13 protein-coding genes and 1 pseudogene are annotated in these 20,465 nt (G+C 41.1%); 5 read left to right on the top strand and 9 right to left on the bottom strand.

Annotated features, from left to right (window positions below):
* Positions 1 to 490 precede the first annotated feature (490 nt).
* Positions 491 to 1,387 carry a hydrogen peroxide-inducible genes activator gene (locus BTO08_RS01520; RefSeq protein ID WP_005369327.1) on the bottom strand — a complete coding sequence of 299 codons (897 nt, stop codon included), beginning with the start codon at positions 1,385 to 1,387 and terminating at the stop codon, positions 491 to 493.
* Between the two features lie 131 nt (positions 1,388 to 1,518).
* Between BTO08_RS01520 and BTO08_RS01515 the strand changes: the two genes are divergently transcribed.
* On the top strand, positions 1,519 to 2,130 hold the full coding sequence (locus tag BTO08_RS01515; RefSeq protein ID WP_005369328.1) for a peroxiredoxin C: 612 nt from the start codon (positions 1,519 to 1,521) through the stop codon (positions 2,128 to 2,130).
* Between the two features lie 220 nt (positions 2,131 to 2,350).
* A complete protein-coding gene (locus tag BTO08_RS01510) occupies positions 2,351 to 3,094 on the top strand; it encodes a copper homeostasis protein CutC (RefSeq protein ID WP_105059605.1) in 744 nt (247 codons plus the stop codon).
* Between the two features lie 87 nt (positions 3,095 to 3,181).
* On the opposite strand, the gene phoU is transcribed toward BTO08_RS01510, so the two are convergent.
* The 4 genes from phoU to BTO08_RS01490 are packed head-to-tail and all read right to left on the bottom strand — an operon-like array spanning position 3,182 to position 8,651.
* Positions 3,182 to 3,889, bottom strand: coding sequence for a phosphate signaling complex protein PhoU (phoU, locus tag BTO08_RS01505; RefSeq protein ID WP_006646297.1), 708 nt, complete (start codon positions 3,887 to 3,889; stop codon positions 3,182 to 3,184).
* Between the two features lie 12 nt (positions 3,890 to 3,901).
* On the bottom strand, positions 3,902 to 4,720 hold the full coding sequence (gene pstB, locus BTO08_RS01500) for a phosphate ABC transporter ATP-binding protein PstB (protein ID WP_045148217.1): 819 nt from the start codon (positions 4,718 to 4,720) through the stop codon (positions 3,902 to 3,904).
* 46 nt (positions 4,721 to 4,766) lie between these two features.
* Positions 4,767 to 6,404: a phosphate ABC transporter permease PstA gene (pstA, locus tag BTO08_RS01495; RefSeq protein WP_105061291.1), complete on the bottom strand. Its 1,638-nt coding sequence runs from the start codon at positions 6,402 to 6,404 to the stop codon at positions 4,767 to 4,769.
* Positions 6,405 to 6,419: 15 nt separating this feature from the next.
* Positions 6,420 to 8,651, bottom strand: coding sequence for an ABC transporter permease subunit (locus tag BTO08_RS01490; protein ID WP_105059604.1), 2,232 nt, complete (start codon positions 8,649 to 8,651; stop codon positions 6,420 to 6,422).
* Between the two features lie 289 nt (positions 8,652 to 8,940).
* Here BTO08_RS01490 and BTO08_RS01485 point away from each other — a divergent pair, with 289 nt between their 5' ends.
* The 3 genes and pseudogenes from BTO08_RS01485 to ppx all read left to right on the top strand — a co-directional run bounded on the left by BTO08_RS01485 (position 8,941) and on the right by ppx (position 13,172).
* Entirely contained in the window at positions 8,941 to 9,441 is a 501-nt protein-coding gene (locus tag BTO08_RS01485) for a glycine cleavage system protein R (protein WP_105059603.1), read from the top strand.
* 112 nt (positions 9,442 to 9,553) lie between these two features.
* Positions 9,554 to 11,650: pseudogene (ppk1, locus tag BTO08_RS01480) on the top strand (polyphosphate kinase 1); the annotation flags it as partial.
* A 1-nt stretch (position 11,651) separates the two neighbouring features.
* Positions 11,652 to 13,172: an exopolyphosphatase gene (gene ppx / locus BTO08_RS01475; protein ID WP_105059601.1), complete on the top strand. Its 1,521-nt coding sequence runs from the start codon at positions 11,652 to 11,654 to the stop codon at positions 13,170 to 13,172.
* Positions 13,173 to 13,270: 98 nt separating this feature from the next.
* On the opposite strand, the gene BTO08_RS01470 is transcribed toward ppx, so the two are convergent.
* From BTO08_RS01470 to BTO08_RS01455, 4 genes are all read right to left on the bottom strand, one after another.
* Positions 13,271 to 14,281 carry a phosphate ABC transporter substrate-binding protein gene (locus BTO08_RS01470; RefSeq protein ID WP_105061290.1) on the bottom strand — a complete coding sequence of 337 codons (1,011 nt, stop codon included), beginning with the start codon at positions 14,279 to 14,281 and terminating at the stop codon, positions 13,271 to 13,273.
* Between the two features lie 14 nt (positions 14,282 to 14,295).
* Positions 14,296 to 15,627: a phosphate regulon sensor histidine kinase PhoR gene (phoR, locus tag BTO08_RS01465; RefSeq protein WP_105059600.1), complete on the bottom strand. Its 1,332-nt coding sequence runs from the start codon at positions 15,625 to 15,627 to the stop codon at positions 14,296 to 14,298.
* A gap of 159 nt (positions 15,628 to 15,786) precedes the next feature.
* Complete coding sequence (phoB, locus tag BTO08_RS01460) at positions 15,787 to 16,476, bottom strand: phosphate regulon transcriptional regulator PhoB (RefSeq protein ID WP_005369349.1); 690 nt, start codon at positions 16,474 to 16,476, stop codon at positions 15,787 to 15,789.
* A gap of 187 nt (positions 16,477 to 16,663) precedes the next feature.
* Entirely contained in the window at positions 16,664 to 20,461 is a 3,798-nt protein-coding gene (locus tag BTO08_RS01455) for an SbcC/MukB-like Walker B domain-containing protein (RefSeq protein ID WP_105059599.1), read from the bottom strand.
* Between the last annotated feature and the right edge of the window lie 4 nt (positions 20,462 to 20,465).

The raw sequence follows: 20,465 nt of genomic DNA, 5'->3' as shown, positions 1-20,465 counted from the left end.
AGTAAAAAGTCAAAACACTAAATTAAAACAAAAGTCAGTAAATAACTCGGAATCAATAATTTGTTTTAATAATGATATTTTTTGTATGTAGTTACGTAATTTTATTACAAAATCAAGTAATTTGAATTTATTGATAATATTTGTTTTAAACAAAAATAATTTTATCAAAGAAAGGTAATTATCTGATTTAATATATTTTAAAAGTAATTATTAAGACAGTAGTTAAACAAAGGAGGAATATACTGATAAATATCACTATTCTTTGTTTGTGATGCAAAACAAAATAATCCATCAAAACAGCAACTTAAACCCACAACAACAAAAAGATTAAAATTCCGTTCAATTATTAATTTTCAATATTTTAATCCAAATTAATGATTTTTTATTATGACGACAAAGTTAAATAAAAAAAGCCTGAAAAATACCACTTATTATCATTTCAAATAATAACGGCACCCATTCAGACTTCTCTAATATAGTGATAATTTACTTATAATAAGGTTTCAACGAGAGAGGCAAGCTTTTCAAAGGTATTAACCCTACTAGACGTTGGTCGCCAAACTAATCCTATTTCACGAAATGCCGCTTGGCCTGGTGGTTCAATCACCACCAGATTCTGGTTATCTAAGATACCGTGCTCAATTGCCATTTGGGGAATAAATGTCGTTCCTAATCCATTGGCTACCATCTGAACCAAGGTATGCAAGCTAGTTGCAGTGAATGGATTAATTTTTTCTTTCGTTGTTAGCTTACACGCAGAAACAGCATGCTCAGTTAAACAATGCTCTTTTTCTAGTAAGAAGACGGATTCATCAGGTAAATCAGCATAACGTAACGGTACAGAGACACGTTCAGCTTGGTTTTTACTGATCACCATTTTAAATGCATCACGCCCAACCACTTTACTGTGCATACCGTTAATCTCAATCGGTAGTGCAAGGATCAGAACATCCATTTCACCATTGCGTAAAGCGGCAAGTAAATTCGTGGTCGTATCTTCTCGTAAAAGTAAGTTAAGGTTGGGATAACATCGATTAACCTCCTGCACCAAATCACACAATAGGAAAGGCGCTATCGTTGGAATACATCCCACACGAAGAGGACCTTCCATGCCATCACCGGCAGAATGGGACAGTTCAATTAAATCTTGGCTGCGAGCCAGTAACTCTCGCGAACGCACCACAACCTCATCTCCCATACTAGTAAAAACAAGGGATTTATTATCACGTTCAATGAGCTGGCAACTCAATAAATCTTCTAAATTCTGGATCCCTGAACTAAGTGTCGACTGACTCACAAAACACTTTTTTGCCGCTTCGCCAAAGTGCCGTGTTTCCGATAAAGTAACTAGGTAATGCAATTGTTTTAACGAGGGAAACTTATTCATCGTATTTTTCGATTACTTCAATCTGTTTATTCCGCTTTTTTCAATTTAACAGTTTGGCTATAGTTTGTCTCGTCCAAGTATGGAGCTAATCACTAAAGGTTAGCAAAACCCAATATTTCAGGAGCACCAAAATGGTACTAGTAGGTCGTCAAGCACCAGATTTTACTGCTGCAGCTGTTCTAGGTAACGGCGAAATCGTTGATAACTTCAACTTTGCAGAGTTCACTAAAGGTAAAAAAGCGGTAGTTTTCTTCTACCCACTAGACTTCACGTTCGTATGTCCATCTGAGCTAATCGCTTTTGACAAGCGTTTCGAAGATTTCCAAGCGAAAGGTGTTGAAGTAATTGGTGTTTCTATCGATTCTCAATTCTCTCACAATGCATGGCGTAACACTGCTGTTGAAGATGGCGGTATCGGTCAAGTTAAGTACCCACTAATTGCTGACGTTAAGCATGAAATTTGTAAAGCTTACGACGTTGAGCACCCAGAAGCAGGTGTTGCTTTCCGTGGTTCTTTCCTAATCGACGAAGATGGCCTTGTACGTCACCAAGTTGTTAACGACCTACCTCTAGGCCGTAACATCGACGAAATGCTACGTATGGTTGACGCATTAAACTTCCACCAGAAACACGGTGAAGTATGTCCAGCACAGTGGGAAGAAGGTAAAGCTGGTATGGACGCATCACCAAAAGGTGTAGCGGACTACCTATCTGAGCACACTGCAGACCTAGGTAAGAAGTAATTACCTAATAACACCATGCTCACGGTGTTATCTCTGACAATCAGCTAAATATAAAGCTAAAGTCAGCTCAAAGATAAGAAATATAATGAGGCCTGGATTATACCAGGCCCTTTTTTTATCTATAATTCACAACCAACCGCACATTATATCCTGTCTCTGTTCGCTCCTATCTTGCTAATCCTCTACACTGCAAGACACGCTTTTTAATTCATTAAAAATTATGTCTATTCAACTTGAAGTTTGTATCGATAATCTTGAATCACTCCACTATGCCCAACAAGGTGGTGCTACACGCATCGAGTTGTGTTCTTCCCTTGCACTAGGCGGATTAACGCCAAGTTCTGGTTTTATGCAATTAGCCGCAAAACAAGCACACATTCCGGTTTACGCCATGATCAGACCACGCCAAGGTGACTTTTTATTCAGTGGTGGTGATATTGAAATCATGCTTGCCGATATTCATGCAGCCCATCAAGCAGGATTACAAGGAATAGTCATTGGCGCACTGACAGAACAAAGCCTTATTGATAGCACAACCATTGCGAGCTTAATCAAACAAGCGAAAGGGTTAGGGGTGACTTTTCATCGAGCCATCGACCAATGTGTCGACCCTTTTGCAGCACTAGATACCATCATGAGTTGCGGCTGCGAGCGAGTACTGACATCTGGGCTTCAAGCCACCGCACCTGAAGGCACTGCCATGATCAAAAAAATGGTCAACTATTGTGGTGATAGGCTCAGTATTATGGCGGGCGCTGGCGTTACACCAGATAATGTTCAAACCTTAGTTGCTGAGACGGGAATAAAAGAAGTGCATCTTTCTGGTAAAACAACACGGCCCAGTAAAATATTAAATCGCACTTCAAGTGCACATATGGGCAACGCCGTCTTTGATGATTTTCAAATCCCAGTGACAAATATTGATACGATCAAAAGTGTCAAACATAAGCTGAGAAGAGAATAAGCCGTGTAAATGAACATAAATAAAAAAGAGCGCTAAGCTTCTAAATAAAGCTAAGCGCCCTTATTAATGATTCATATATCCGGTGTATTATAGGAAGTTGGTAATATCTTCTGGATTAGTGTGGCGAATATCTTTACCTTGCACGAAATAGATAATGTATTCACAAATATTTTGGCAACGATCTCCCACTCGCTCAATAGAGCGCGCCGCCCACATCACCTTCATCACACTTGGAATAGAATCGGGATCTTCTTTCATGTAGGTCATGAGTTGACGAATAATCGCTTCATATTCTCGATCTATCCGATCATCAGTTTGGTACACATCAATCGCGGCTTTAACATCCATACGGGCGAAAGCATCTAATACTTCATGCAACATGCGTACTGCGTTTTGACCTAAAGATTCTAGCGATGCCAACAAGTTATATTGCTTATTAGTAAAATTACCTAATGCGACTTTAGCAATACTTTCCGCTACATCACCGATACGTTCTAAATCAGTAATGGTTTTTATAATAGCGATAACAAGACGTAAATCACTGGCGGTGGGTTGGCGTTTAGCAATAATACGCGTACATGCCTCATCGATTGCAACTTCCATTGCATTAACTTTGCGATCATCTTGGATCACTCGTTTTGCTAAATCTTCTTCTTGTTTATGAAGTGCTTTTAAGGCATCAGCTAACTGCTGTTCAACTAAGCCGCCCATCGCTAAAACATGGGTGCGAATACTTTCTAGTTCATGATTAAACTGACCAGAAATATGTCGACCAAGGCTAATGTTATTTAACATGATGGTGTGTCCTTAACCATAACGTCCTGTAATATAATCTTCAGTACGTTTTTCTCTTGGGGTGGTGAATATATCATTGGTGCTCGAATACTCCACCAGCTCTCCCATATAGATAAAAGCTGTTTGATCTGACACCCGTGCCGCTTGTTGCATGTTATGTGTCACGATAATCACGGTATATTTGGCTTTTAGATCATTAATCAACTCTTCAATCGTTAAGGTTGATATTGGATCAAGTGCTGAGGTCGGCTCATCAAGTAGCAATATTTCAGGCTCAATAGCAATCGCACGCGCAATCACTAAACGCTGCTGTTGGCCTCCTGATAAACCAAACGCATTTTCATGCAACCTGTCTTTTACTTCATCCCATAACGCTGCCGAACGCAATGAACTTTCAACCGCATCATCTAAAATACGTCGATCACTGATCCCTTGTAGACGTAAACCATAAACCACATTTTCATATATAGATTTAGGAAATGGATTCGGGCGTTGAAACACCATCCCTACACGACGACGTAATGACGCAACATCAACTTTTTTATCGTAGATGTTCTGCCCATGTAGCATGATTTTACCATCGACATGACAGCCTTCAATCAAATCGTTCATTCGGTTAATACAACTTAATAACGTTGATTTACCACAACCTGAAGGGCCGATAAATGCAGTAACCTGACCTTTAGGAATACGCATATTGATATTATACAAAGCTTGCGTTTTACCATAGTGTAGGTTCAAACCTTCAATCGATAATGCCGTTTGCTCATCGGGTAACGAAGAGAGATCGACGGGTTCAAATAAACCTATTGATGGTGAAGCAGAATACATAATGTTCTCTCTGTTAATAATCGAATACTCATCGCACTACGTTGGCTCACAACTCTAACGAGCGAAATTTTTCACGCAGATGATTACGGATCCCAATTGCGGTTAAATTCAAACTTACAATCACCGTCACTAATAAAAATGACGTCGCGTAAACCAAGGGTCTTGCCGCTTCAACATTCGGGCTTTGGAACGCAACATCATAAATATGATACCCCAAATGCATAAACTTACGATCAAGGTGAACAAAAGGAAAATGAACATCAACGGGCAATGTTGGTGCCATTTTTACAACTCCAACTAACATTAAAGGTGCTACTTCTCCCGCTGCCCTTGCCACCGCTAAAATCAACCCGGTCATAATTGCAGGGCTTGCCATAGGGAGCACTATACGCCATAACGTTTCAGCTTGAGTTGCGCCTAATGCCAAAGAACCATTTCTCACCGAACTCGGTATTCGCGATAAACCTTCTTCTGTTGAAACAATAACAACCGGTAATGTCATGATCGCCAATGTTAATGCCGACCATAAAATCCCAGGGGTGCCAAATGTTGGTGTCGGCAATTGGGCAGAGAAAAAGACATCATCAATTGTCCCCCCTACCATGTACACAAAAAAGCCTAACCCGAACACTCCGTAGACAATAGACGGTACACCCGCAAGATTAATCACCGCAATACGTATGACCTTTGTAAAGTTATTATTCCCTGCATATTCATGAAGATAAATTGCGGCTAACACACCTAATGGCGTCACCATGACACTCATTAGCAATACCATAAATACCGTACCAAAGATTGCCGGAAAAACACCGCCTTCGGTATTAGCTTCACGGGGCGCTTCGGTTAAAAACTTATAAACCTGTTTCCCCCAATGCTGAAACTTTTCAATAAAGGTTAAATTATTGGGATACCACATATCTAGTACTTGAGACATCGATAAGGTAATAGTTTTACCTTGACTATCTCGAAGTAATAAACTGGCACTATCTAATTGAGACTGTAATGAAAACAAACGATTTTCAATATTTTTATAAATCGTTTTATAGTTCAGTTCCTCACGTTCAATTCGTGCTTTTTCATCAGGCGTTAATTTATCTTTTAAGGCTAATTGACGCTTTTCTAAACGTAGTTTTTCTAAATGCCAATTCGTATCTGCAATTTCAATCTGTTGTAGTTTCTTTAATTCGGCTCGAATTTCAGAAGCTTCACTTAACGCGACAGGTAAATAGTCCATGCTATTACGCACACCATTTGCCATTATTGCGATAGGATAGCCATAAAACTTACCATTCGTTTCTCGATCGACAACTGCAATATTCTTCGCTATTTCTTGGTGCTTTATTTGGCTTTTTAATACCGTAAAAAAGTCAGTCCCCACTCGTTCACGATTACCAATCTTAATGAGATAACGCATCTCAACCGGACCTGGCATATGAGACACATCAACCCCAGCTTCACGCAATTGTTGCAACGGGATCGCTTTACTGTCATACAACTCACCAATCACGGTTTGGTTTTTACCTGCAATATCGATATCGAATTGATAAACAGGTGAGGGCCAAAAGTAGCTTAATCCTTTATAACCAATAAGTAATAGCAATCCTAAAACAGCAACAAGGCTTAAGCTAACCGCCCCCGCAGTTACCCAAATCCAAGGAGAGCCGGATTTAAACCATTTAATCATGATCATCCCCCTCTCTTATAGTGAACTGTATTTTTCACGTAAACGTTGCCTCACAACCTCAGCGATTGTATTGAATACAAAGGTAAAGACGAATAATACAAACGCCGCTAAAAACAATACTCGATAATGCGAACTTGCCACTTCAGATTCAGGCATTTCAATCGCAATGGTTGCTGCCAACGTTCTTAACCCCTGTAATAAATCCCAATCCATGACAGGTGTATTCCCCGTAGCCATCAATACAATCATTGTTTCTCCAACAGCTCGACCTAGCCCCATCATTACAGCAGAAAAAATCCCCGGGCTTGCTGTTAGCAATACCACCTTGGTTAAGGTTTGCCATTGAGTCGCACCTAATGCCAGTGAGCCTTTCGTTAAATGACTAGGTACAGAGAACACCGCATCTTCTGCAATCGTGAAAATAGTTGGGATCACCGCAAAACCCATTGCGATGCCGACAATTAAGGCATTACGTTGATCGTACCCAATACCATAATGATGAGATAAATAACTTTGTAAATCGCTGCCAAATAGCCACTGGGACAACCAAGGACTAACAGCAAAACAACCATAACCGACAAGTATTATCATCGGGATCAAAATAGCGATATGAAAACCATGAGGGATCCGTGATCGCCATTGTCCAGGTAGCATCGACCAAATAAAACCAATCACAATCATGCTTATAGGCAAGGTAATAAAACTTAAGGCAACCCCTGTCAGGTTCTGATCAACGATAGGTGCAAGCCAAATTCCAGCTAAAAAACCTAAGATAACCGTCGGTAAAGCTTCCATTAATTCAATCGTTGGTTTAATCAATCGGCGCACTTTAGATGACATGAAGTAAGCGGTATAAATCGCCCCCGCCAGTGCCAGCGGTATCGCAAATAACATTGAATAAACCGCAGCTTTCAATGTACCGAAAATAATCGGTACCAAGCTCAATTTAGGTTCAAACTCATCACTCGCTGATGTTGATTGCCAAACGTAATCAGGCTCAGGATATCCCTCATACCACACTTTTTGCCACAGTGATGAAATACCAATATCCGGATGAGAGTTATTCACTTTATAGCTTTGCCACTTACCATTATCTAGCGTAAGCAACATATTAGCTTTTGGTGATATAGCGATATCTTGGGGGACAGTATCAAATACCTGCTCTTGATAAATCACATCACGCTCAGAGGTATAATAAGCCGATACTCGACCATCTTGTTGAATAACAAAAAAACCTTTGCGGTAATACTCAGGAACGATTTTCATGATAGGGCTAGAAGAAAAAAGGAAATCTCGCACCTTCACTAATTGACGTTTCTCATCTTTGACCACTTCAAACCATTGGGTGATCGTATTATTAGAGTTTGTTACTAATAAGGAGTTCGCCCCTGACAATAAATTAATTTTCTCTGGCGTTACTGTTTTATCATTAGATAGTTTTGTTGTTTGTCTTAATACCGCTTGCTGGCGTTGAAGAGAGTAAGTAAAGAGTGTAGAACCACTTAATACATAAAGTGTTTTACCGTCAGGCGTTAATACAAGCTGCTCAACATTAGCTGGCACATCATCAATATTAAATTGAAATTGGTGCCATGTTTTATCTCCTGACGCGCTCATTTCAGAATGAGAGAACCTAACCACTGAAAGCTTATCTTGGTTAGTATAAGCGGCTAAAATAATAGTGTTATCACGCCCAGATACGGCTAATTTATCAATAACATCTTGTTTAGCAACGACAGATAATGGTGCTTTACCAACAGGGTAATCAATAACCGGAAATAGCTGCTTTTTGTTTTGATCAAACGTGAAATTAAAATCAGCTTTCACTATTTTTACTTGCCCGCCCGCCAATGCATAGGCAACCAATCCATCACGTGGCAAACTGGTTGCAACCGCAGTAGGATCATTAACGAGTGTCTGTTGTTTAATCACCTGTCCTGATGCTGGCGGTGGCGATAAACGAATAAAATCTACCTGACCGTCAGTAGTAAAACGATAAGCTAAGGTATTACTATCATCAATTCCTACTCGCGCAGTGTGACCCGGCAAGGTCAATGAGAAATGGGAGGTTGGTTTAACCGAAACAGAAGAGAAAATCGGAACAATAACGTAGAGTAAATAGAAAAAAATCAGTACCAAGGTTACAAGTACAAAAATACCGCCAGCCGTCACACCCAAGCGCGCTAACTTATCTTTCATTCGGCGAAGATGATTTTCTCCCATTAAAAACGAACTGGCGTGTGCCATTATTACCTCAAACCTATTTATACGAACTAAAGTGTATTTCTATTACATGACACTTTTATTACAGGTGATGTTTTCCAAATATTACATATCGCACAGATTTATAAATCAGAACTGAAAGAGAATGTCATTAACAATCAATAAATCATGACAACTTACGCATTTACTCATTTGTGTCCATTTCAGCCATAGACAGCATAAATTGTTATTAGGATAATTATTGATAAGTATCAATCAGTTTGTTGCTTAATTGTCACTGCATCAACAACCATTACAAATAAGGAGAGCTGTAATGAAACAACTCATTATTACTGTTATAGGTAAAGATAAAACGGGACTGGTAGAGCAACTTTCAGACACGGTATATAACAATCATGCAAATTGGCTAAAAAGTTCATTAACTCAACTGAGTGGCCAATTTGCTGGAATTGTTCAGGTTGAAGTTTCCCCTCAACATATTCAACAACTTAGCGATGCATTATCGCAAATTTCGGGGCTACAGATCCACATTGTCGAGGCACAAATCAAAGCTTCCTCACAACAGCAAATGCAGAAGTTAACCGTGACAGGTAATGATCGGTTAGGAATTGTTAAAGACGTCACTACCCATCTACATCAACTGGGCATAAACATCTACAAGCTCAAAACTAAAACGGAAAGCGCACCAAACTGGGGATACCCTATTTTTACCGCGCAATTTCAACTCGATCTACCAACCGATCTCACTATTGATGCCGTACAAGAACAATTAGAATTATTGGCCGATGATTTAACCATAGATATTGAACAATAATTAAAATATTTAGCTGATAAAACAATCACTCAAATTTACATCTCACTGTAACGCTAATACCTTATATTTGCCACAAACAGCTTAATTTTGTAATGCAAAGCAACAAGGACGAACACCGAGCATGACTACCGAAAATCTATATATTGAAAAAGAGCTAAGTTGGCTCTCTTTTAACGAACGAGTGTTACAAGAAGCAGCAGATAAGTCTGTTCCTCTCATTGAGCGAGTACGATTTCTCGGTATTTTTTCCAGCAATACAGATGAGTTCTACAAAGTGCGCTTTGCTGATGTGAAGCGCCAGATCTTAATTCATGAAGAACAAGGTGGCAGTGATCAAGCCAAGCAATTATTGAGTAAGATCCAAAGTCGAGTACTAAAGTTAAATCAAGATTTTGATACGCTATACAATGAAATATTATTAGAAATGGCGCGTCGTCATATCTTTTTAGTCAATGAATTACAGTTAGAAGACTGCCAGAAAGCATGGTTGAAACATTATTTCCAACACGCCATTTTGCCTCATGTTACCCCAATTTTACTCACTGACGATGTCGACATACTGCAAGTCCTCAAGGATGAATGCTCCTATCTTGCTGTCGCTATGACTAAAAACCATGAGACCCATTATGCGTTAATAGAGATCCCAACCGATCAACTGCCTCGTTTTGTTCAATTGCCGAAAACGAAGGGGAAACGTCATAAAACCCTTATCTTGCTTGATAATATTATTCGACTTTGTATCGATGATTTATTCAACGGCTTTTTTGAATATGACAATCTTGCCGTATTTGCGATGAAAATGACCCGTGATGCAGAGTACGATCTCAGCCAAGAAGTTGAGCACAGCTTGCTAGAACAAATGTCAGAAGGGTTAAATCAACGCCTAACTGCCATGCCTGTACGCTTTGTGTATCAACGCGATATGCCCGGTGACATGATCAATGTGTTGTGCGATAAACTCCAAGTATCAAGCTATGACAGTGTGATCCCCGGTGGTCGTTATCACAATTTTAAAGACTTTATTGGTTTCCCTAATGTCGGTAGAAGCTATTTAGAGAACAAAGATCTCCCACCAATTAAAAGCTATCAATTCACATCAGCTCGTAATGCCTTTGATGCCATAAAAGCGCAAGATATTTTATTGTATTACCCGTACCACACCTTTAGTCATATTACAGAGTTGGTACGACAAGCCTCTTACGATCCCAAAGTTCGTAGCATTAAAATCAATATTTATCGTGTCGCTAAAAATTCACGCATTATTGAATCTATGATTGATGCTGCCAACAACGGTAAGAATGTAACCGTCGTTGTTGAACTGCAAGCGCGCTTTGATGAAGAAGCTAATATTGAATGGGCAAGGTGTCTCACAGAGGCTGGGGTAAACGTTATTTTTGGTGTGCCGGGGTTAAAAATCCACTCCAAACTTTGCCTAATTACCCGTAAAGAATCAGGCGAACTGGTTCGATATGCGCATATCGGTACGGGTAACTTTAATGAAAAAACCGCTCGAATTTATACTGACTTTTCACTCCTAACCTGTGATAAAGCCATTACCGATGAAGTAAAACAAGTCTTTGCTTATATTGCGAACCCGTATCGCCCCGTTGAGTTTAACCATTTAATCGTCTCTCCTCGTAACTCTCGCTCTCGATTGTATGAACTCATTGATAGAGAAATAGCTCACGCCAAGCAAAAGTTACCATCAGGTATTACACTTAAGGTCAATAACCTTGTCGATAGAGGCTTGATTAATATGCTATATCAAGCCAGTAATAGCGGTGTAAAAATCAAATTAATTGTTCGAGGTATGTGTTCATTAATCCCCGGTATTAAAGGGATCAGTGAAAACATTACTGCGATCAGTATTATTGACAGATTTCTAGAGCACCCTCGCGTCGCGGTATTTGAAAATAATGGTGATAATGAGGTTTATATTTCATCTGCTGATTGGATGAGCCGTAATATTGATAACCGCATTGAAGTTGGGTGCCCTATTAATTCACCGGTGTTAAAACAACGAATTATCGATATTCTCAATATCCAACTTTGCGATACCGTCAAAGCACGCATTATCGATGAAGGCATGCATAACCACTATGTACCGCGTGGCAATAGACGTAAAATTCGCTCACAAACGGCCATTTATGATTATCTGAAACACAGCGAGAAGAAACTGAAAAAGCACGCTGAAAAAACAGAGAAATAAGATGACAAAAACTAATTCTTCGCCACAACCTCGTGAAATAGCAGCTATTGATATCGGTTCAAATAGCTTTCATATGGTTGTGGCTCGCATTGTTGGTCAAAGCCTTCAAATTGTCAGTCGTCATAAACAACGAGTCCACCTTGCATCTGGGCTTGATAAACATTTAAACCTTGATCAAGCCGCCATGAATCGCGGCTTAAGCTGCCTTGCAATGTTTGCCGAAAGACTACAAGGCTTTAAACCTGAAAATGTCCGTATCGCGGCAACGTACACGTTACGTCAGGCGCAAAATGCCCATATTTTCCTCCAACGAGCTGAGCGTATTTTACCCTTCCCCATCGAGATCATTCCCGGAACAGAAGAAGCCCGCTTAATTTATCTTGGAGTTGCACATACCCAACCCGATAAAGGTAAAAAACTGGTGATCGATATCGGTGGCGGCAGCACTGAATTAGTCATTGGTGAAGACTTTGATACCCATATTTTATATAGCAAGCATATGGGGTGTGTAAGCTACAACAAACTCTTTTTTTCTAATGGAAAACTTAGCCGTAAAAACATTGCGGCGGCCCAACTTGCTGCACGCCAGAAGCTTGAAAGTATCGCCAGTAAATATACCGATATTGGATGGGATAAAACCTTAGGTTCATCTGGCACCATTAAAGCGATCCGTGAAGTGTTAATCGCTCAAGGTCATAGCGATGGCGTGATCACATCATCTCGTTTACACCGATTACTTGATCAAATTAGTGCATTTAAACACCAAGATGATCTCGAACTTCCGGGCTTAACTGATGAGAGAAAGCCTGTTTTTGCCGCCGGAGTAGCGATTTTAAGTGCTGTGTTTGAAGCACTTGATATTGATGATATGCATTTTTCCAGTGGCGCATTACGCGAGGGGTTACTGTATGAAATGGAGCAACGATTCCGTCACAGTGATATCCGTATTCGTACCGCTGATGCAATGGCAAAACAATACAATATCGACACCACACAAGCGAAACGTGTTCAAACAACTGCGATTGAAATTTACGATCAAATAGATACTCAACCGGGCATGAAAAAAAATGAATTATCGACCTTGCTATCATGGGGCGCGTTACTTCATGAGGTTGGCCTAAATATTAGCTATCCCGGATTTCATCGCCATAGTGCATACTTACTTCGGTATAGCACTATGCCTGGATTCAATATCGAACAACAAACGGTACTTTCAACATTAGTACGCTATCAACGTAAAACATTAAAACTGACTGAAATGCCCGAATTGACCATCTATAAACGTAAGCATCTTTACCCCTTAATTCGTACCTTACGTATAGCCGTGGTGTTAAATGGGCAGCGCAGTGATGAACCATTACCACACATAAAAGTTAAGGCCGATAAAGAACACTGGCAATTAACCTTACCTAAAGGTTGGACAACAGAAAATAAATTGCTCGCAGCAGATATGCGAACAGAACAAGAATATTGGCATAAAGCGGGATGGATGTTAGAAGTTAATGAATTGAGTGACTCATAGTTATGCCTAACAGTTAAAACAACAACGCCAGCGAAATGCTGGCGTTGTTAATTAAAGATTTATACTTGCCGTATTAGTCAGTAAAAAATCATCCACAGTTACAGCCCAAGCGCTGCAATATTTTGTTCAACAACCTTTACGGGTAACGGAATATAACCGTCTTTTTGGACAATTTTCTGGCCGTCACTCGATAAAATAAACCGCAGAAATTCACCTTCCATCGGTGCTAACGGCTTGTTCGGGTTTTTATTAACATAAATATATAAAAAGCGTGATAATGGGTAATGACCACTGACGGAATTCTCAATCGTCGCTTCAACGTAATCGTCCCCTTCACGTGCCACAGGTATCGCTTTAATACCTGTCGTTTTATAGCCTATCCCAGAATAACCAATCGCATTTAATGAGGTTGATACCGATTGTACAACTGATGCCGAGCCCGGTTGCTCATTAACATTGTTACGAAAATCCCCACGACACAACGCATGCTTTTTAAAATAACCATACGTCCCTGAAACTGAATTTCGTCCGTAGATCTGGATACTACGATCTTTCCAGCTACCGGGTAAGCCTAGCTGTCCCCATTCGGTAATTGGCTTTAATGCACCACAACGCAATGTTCGTGAATAAATCGCATCTAACTGCTCAAAGTTAATCCCCTTTAATGGATTATCTTCATGCACAAACACCGCAAGCGCATCGACAGCAACTTTAATCGCAGTCGGTTTATAACCATATTCTTGCTCAAATGCTTCAATTTCTTTGTTTTTCATTGCTCGGCTCATCGGGCCAAGTTGTGCTGTTGCTTCAATTAATGCGGTTGGCGCTGTTGATGAGCCTGCGGTTTGAATTTGAATATTGACGTTTGGATAGCGACGTTTAAATTCTTCCGCCCAATAAGTCATTAAGTTCGCTAGGGTATCCGAACCAACTGACGACAAGTTACCCGAAATGCCACTCACTTTCTGATAAGGCAATAAGCCCGTCTCTGCTGCTTTAACGCTTGATGTTTCTATACTGGAGTTTTCAGTTTCAGCCTGAGTGCTGCCAGCTAGTAATAACAACAATACCCCAACAAAAGATTTCAATCGCTTATCCATACATTTCATCTCTTTAATCACTTCTAAATATCACCAGCTAATTCAGCCGTTTGAGTGTTATCTGCAATTAATCGAGACGGTAGCGTAAATGCAAAGGTACTGCCCTTTTCAAGCTCACTTTCGATTTCTAAATGGGAGTCATGGTGGCTCAAAGCATGTTTTACAATCGCCAGTCCTAAACCACTACCGCCAGTTTCACGAGAACGGGCTTTATCCACGCGGTAGAAACGCTCTGTTAAGCGATGAATATGTTGAGCTTCAATGCCCTCACCGCTATCTGTTACTTCTAATCTTGCACCGTTAGGCGAGCGATACCAACGAACCGTAATATCAGCATCACTTGGAGTATGTTTAACCGCGTTATAGACCAAATTAGAAATTGCACTACGTAGCTGATCATCATCACCTAAAACACTTAAGCTCTGATCAATCTCGAAAGTAAAGTGCTGATTTTTATCCCCACTGAGTGAGATCGCTTCTTTTTCTAAAATATCTAACATAGCAGGTACATCCACCACTTCCTCTAACTCAATGGTTGGAGCGGCTTCAATTTTTGACAAGGTTAATAACTGTTCAACTAGCGCATTCATTCGTGCTAATTGCTCCGTCATCACCCCATGTGCACGATCCCACATCGGTCCCGATAACATGTCAGGATCTGACGACATTTCAAGATAACCTTGCAGCACCGTCATTGGCGTTCGCAATTCGTGAGAAACGTTAGCAAAGAAATTACGACGCATACCTTCAAGCTGTTTAAGCTGAGATACATCACGTACCGCCATCAAATACTCACCTTCGGTATAACGCATGATCCTTAGCTCTAGGGTACGGTCATAGTTCATAGGTGAAGTGATTTCTAATGGCGTATCAAAAGATTGTCTTGCCAGATAACGGACAAAATCAGGGCTTCTTAATAAGTTACTGATAGGTTGACCCGCATCATCAGGCCAACGTAAGCCCAATAATTGCTGCGCTAATTTATTGCACCAAACGATATTGCCTTCACTACGGAATACAACAACCGCATCAGGCAATGATTCAGCACCATTACGGAAACGACGAATTAGGGTGGTGAGTTCTTTACGGCGACGACGATTACGTTGTTGTAAACGATACATGCCATTAAATAGCGGCTCCCAACTACCAGAGCCAGAAGGAGGAGTAAGGCTACGATCTTTCCATAACCAATCAGACATTTTCAATTGATTGTGGAAATGCCAAATCAGTTGGATCCAAGTTGCGACGAGTAAAAACCATGGTAAATAACCGAAAATCATACCAAGGATGATCCACGGTAGATAAAACAGAATTAACTCCCATACCAATTTTTTCCATGACAATCTTTCGACCATGCTTTACTCCTTGTAACGGAGTTATGGTATGGATCCGTTACATTAAATTTCTTTACTCGTACAAACAACACAACCTCCAACCTTATCGAACTGCGATAATGGGTGAAGGCTCGTATTTTTCTTTATATAGCTAACCCGAGTGTGGGTTGTGAATCACTACTATGGGCGAGTTGAAAAACGATAACCTGCTCCACGTACCGTTTGTACCATCTTATCGTGTCCGCCTGATTCTAACGCTTTACGTAAACGACGAATGTGAACATCAACAGTACGATCTTCAACATAGACGTTAGTGCCCCAAACATTATTGAGTAACTGTTCACGACTATAAACGCGCTCTTGGTGCGTCATAAAGAAGTGCAACATTTTAAACTCTGTTGGGCCCATCTCTAATGGCTCATCATCCGATGTCACACGGTGCGATACAGGATCTAATTTCAATCCTTGCACATCAATCACATCATCTAATGCTGTTGGTGATACACGACGCATAACGGCTTTTAAGCGTGCCATTAACTCTTTTGGAGAGAATGGTTTAGTGATGTAATCATCCGCACCTACTTCAAGACCACGAACCTTATCTTCTTCCTCACCACGTGCTGTTAACATAACAACAGGGATTTGGCGTGTAAGTTCATCGCGCTTAAGGTGTTTGATCAGGTTAATACCTGAACCACCGGGTAACATCCAGTCCATGAGAATAAGCTCAGGATAAGGTTCGCACATTTTTTCTAGTGCTGTGTCATAGTCCTCAGCTTCTATCGCTTGATAGCCCTTTTGCTCCAACACGAAACATAGCATTTCACGAATTGGAGCTTCATCTTCTACCACAAGAATCCGTCTTACCATAATCAAATATACCTAGTCGTTTGCTTCATCTGACAAGCGCCATTATGTGTTCTTAATATTACACTTTTGTGACTTATTGTAATAAAAGTATAAACTAAGTTGAATATGTAACATTTAAATACTCTCATAATTTATAAAATAACGAGATGAATATTAAATAATTACAATGAGTTAATGCGTATTTATATTAACCTTTTATGGCAATATTACTACGTCCGCCGCCTTGTGCTTCAACAGCTACTTGCACCCCGATACGCTCAACTAAAGTGCCAACGTGAGAGATAACGCCAATTTGTCTACCATCAGCTTGAAGTGCGTCAAGGCAGGCTAATGCCATTTCTAAACTATCGGGATCTAGGGTGCCAAACCCTTCATCAATAAACAGAGAGCCGAGCTGTCGAGTGTCTGCCGCCAGAGAGGCTAAGGCTAAAGCCAAAGACAACGACACTAAGAAACTCTCGCCCCCCGAGAGCGATTCCACACTACGTACTTCATCCCCCATATCATGATCAATAACCTGCAACGCCAAAGGGCTTCCCGGTACCGGTTGTAACGCATAACGTGGCGCAAGATCTTGCAAGTGATGGTTGGCATTAATCACTAGCTGTTGCAGCGTTAATCCTTGAGCCAAGGTACGGAATTTATTACCCGTAGCCGAGCCGATTAAATCACTCATTTCCATCCATAGCTCGGTTTGCGTTTGCTGGGTCGCTAATGCTGAGCGAAGATCGCCTGCTTGTTTCTCAGCTTGTTCGCCTAAATCTAAACGTTGGCGTAATTGGAAGACTTGATCATCAAGTTGCGATTTTTCCGTCTGCCATTGGCTAAACAATTGCTGCTGAGTTGAGGCGTCATCACTAATGTCATGTTCACTAAACCACTGCTTGGCCAATTCAACCGTCGGCTGATAATCAACCTGTGCTTGTTGTCTTTCTTTAACAATAGTTTCTCCTTGCGACACCGCTTGCTCTAGCTGTTTTAGCTCACTGCGCTCTTGCTGTAACCATGCCTCATCGTGACTTAATAATGCCGTTAATTCAGCCTCCGTTAACGCGAGTTTTTCCAACCATGCTTGCCACACTTGTTGTAGACTCTGTTGCGCCGTTTCAGATTCTGCTAATTGTTGGGTCGCGCTCTGCTGTTTGGTTAACTCTGCAGCAATCACTTCTGCCAATTGGTTTAATTGTGTTTGTCGCTGTTGGCATTGTTGCTGCTGTGCATCAACATCGGCTTTGGCTAAGCGTTCAATCGTATCGAGTGGCTGATCGCCAATAAGCTCAATACGTTGTTGCCAACAAACCTGTTGCTCTTTCGCAAGACGGGCTACTTTTGCAGTTAACTCATGGGCTTGTTGCTCACCATGTTGAACGCTATTGGTTAATGTTGCGAGCACTGGTGCAAGTTCTGTCAGCTGTTTTTCAAGCAATTGCTGTTGCTCAACATTGGTTTGATATTGTTGAACTTGGCGCTCTAAATCGGCAATAAAGCCCGCTTTACCTTGCTGAGCTAATGCGTTTATCCATGCGTCATTACCATAGATTGTCATTAACGCCTGCTGTCTTTCAGCTATCACGTTTTGCACATTATTAGCTTGTGCCGTAAACGCATTACATTGTTCTTGCGCTTGAGTTTGCTGCTGAGTTAGCAGATAGCCTTGCTCTTTCAGATCAGCTTCTTGCTTAGTTAATTGCTGTAATTGAAGCTGCTGTTGCTTGACCTCTTCAATCAGCACTTTGCGCTGCTCACCCTGTACTTTAATCTGCTGCATTTGCGATTTAGCATCATCGACTGCTTGTGACCAATGTGCTTGATAATGAGAAAGCTGAGCTACATCGCTATCAGTCGATAAGGTAATTTCAGTCAAAGTAATGGCATTTAGATCCGTTGCCATAAGATCGGTCCAATGGCATTGCTGCTGATTAACTAACGTTTGAATCGTATTATTAAAATCTGCAATCTCTTGCTCAACGTCAGTATGACGTTGCTTATCTTGCAAAACAGATTGAGTTAGCTGGCGCTGCTCGGCATTAGCATCTTGCAATTGCTGGGCTAATTGCTGTAATCGCTGTTGTTGTTGGCTAATAATGCTTTCAACTTGCGGATTATGCTGTTGATAAGGATGATTTTCAGAGCCACACAGTGGGCAAGCTTCACCTTCAACAAGCTGCTCGCGATAGTCAGTTAAGCTCATGACAGCACGGCTTTGGTTTAGCTGAAGCTCTACTTCTTTATGCTGTGCATCGAGTTGTAATAACTCAGGCGCTAATACCGCCAAACGTTGCTCACAGCTAGCAATATTCGTCACTAAACCTTGCTGCTGAAGCTGAGATTTATCACGCTGTTGAAGCAAACCATGCCATTTATCTAGGCCGAATAAACTCTCTTTTAGCTTACTACTTAATTGCTGATATGCAGCGTAATGCTGGCGTTCTTGATCTTGTAATTGCTCTAATGCAGTTAGATCGTGCTCAGCGGTTTGCTGCGTTAATTGCAGCTTTTGCTGATCCAATGCAGAAAGCTGTTTATCCAATTGGATCTGCTGCTGCGCCACGCTCGTTAATGTTGTTTCACGCTGTTTTATGTCAGTTTGCAGCTGTGCAATTTGGCTTTGCGCTTGTTGATACTGGCTGATGTTATCTTTAATCGCATTTTGCTGCTCAGCCAAGGCTTTTACCCCTTGCGCTTGAGCCAATGCAGCGATCACTTGTTGCTGTTGTAACTGGGCGGCGTGTTGCTGTTGTTGCTTACTCAAAAGTTGCTCACGCTGGATCGTGAGGTCTTTATTTAAGCCAGCTAATTGCTGCTGTAACTCTGCGCTTTGCTGCTGTAAAGCATCACGCTTTTGCTCAATACTTGCCGCCTGTTTTAGCTTTGGCTCAAGATCGGTTAACAGCTGTTGTTTTTGCGCTAATTGCTGCTGGCTTTGCTCAACACTCGTTTGTAATTGCCCTTGTTGCTGCTGCTTAGCTGTTAATTCAGCGGTCGCTGATTGTAGTGATTGCTGCCACTTGATCACTTGTTGCTGTGCTTGGGTTAATAGCGTGAAATCACCGCGAGCAGGCAGTGCTTGCTCATATTTGGTCAATTGCAGATAACGTGGCGCGGCTAATTGTTGGTCTTGCTTGGCTTGTACTAACTGCTGCTCACTTTCACCAATACGCTGCGTCAGTTTTTCAGCATTCACCAACACATCTTGATGCTGTTTTAGTTGCTCTAACTTTTGTTGCTGGCTATTTACTTGTTCACGAGCACTGACCAATTGAGTATTTAATGCTTCGCGCTCTTCGTCAGTTAACAGTGCGATATCACCTAACTTACCTTGAAGTTGCGTCAGTTTTAGCTTTTCATCTTTGGCACGTTCATGAGCCGCAATGGATAATCGACCGTAAATTTCACCGCCCGTCATACGCTCTAACAGTGCTGCACGTTCATCAGCTCCTGCTTTTAGAAATGCCGCGAATTCGCCTTGTGGCAACATCACAGCACGACGAAACTGATCAAAGCTCAAGCCGATCAGCTTTTCAATTTCCGCTTGTAGTTCTTGTTTTTTACCCGCGAAACGCTGCCCTGTTTCAATGTTTTCTAACCACTGTTCAGCAGCTTGAATTTTGCCTTCTGCACGACCACGGGCACGACGAACATGCCAATGCGAACGCCAATGTGAACCATCATTGGCAATAAAATCGACTTCGGCAAAACCTTCACCTTTACCGCGTGATAAAATACTACGCACATCATTGGCTTTGATGCGATTGTCTTCATCATCACGACCGATTTCAGCATCGTTCTTTTTATTTGATTGCAAACGCGGAATACGATCAAACAACGCCAAACAAATCGCATCGAGCAAGGTTGATTTACCCGCCCCTGTTTTACCTGTGATCGCAAACAAGCCAGCATCGCCTAATCTGCCACCCGCAAAATCAATCTCAAATTTGGTTTGTAAACTCGCTAAATTTTCACCACGAAGCGCAAGGATTTTCATTGTT

The sequence above is a fragment of the Photobacterium angustum genome (assembly GCF_002954615.1).
Taxonomy (GTDB): Bacteria; Pseudomonadota; Gammaproteobacteria; order Enterobacterales; family Vibrionaceae; genus Photobacterium; species Photobacterium angustum_A.
The sequence above is the reverse complement of the archived record's forward strand: the minus strand, read 5'-3'. Positions and strand labels throughout refer to the sequence as shown.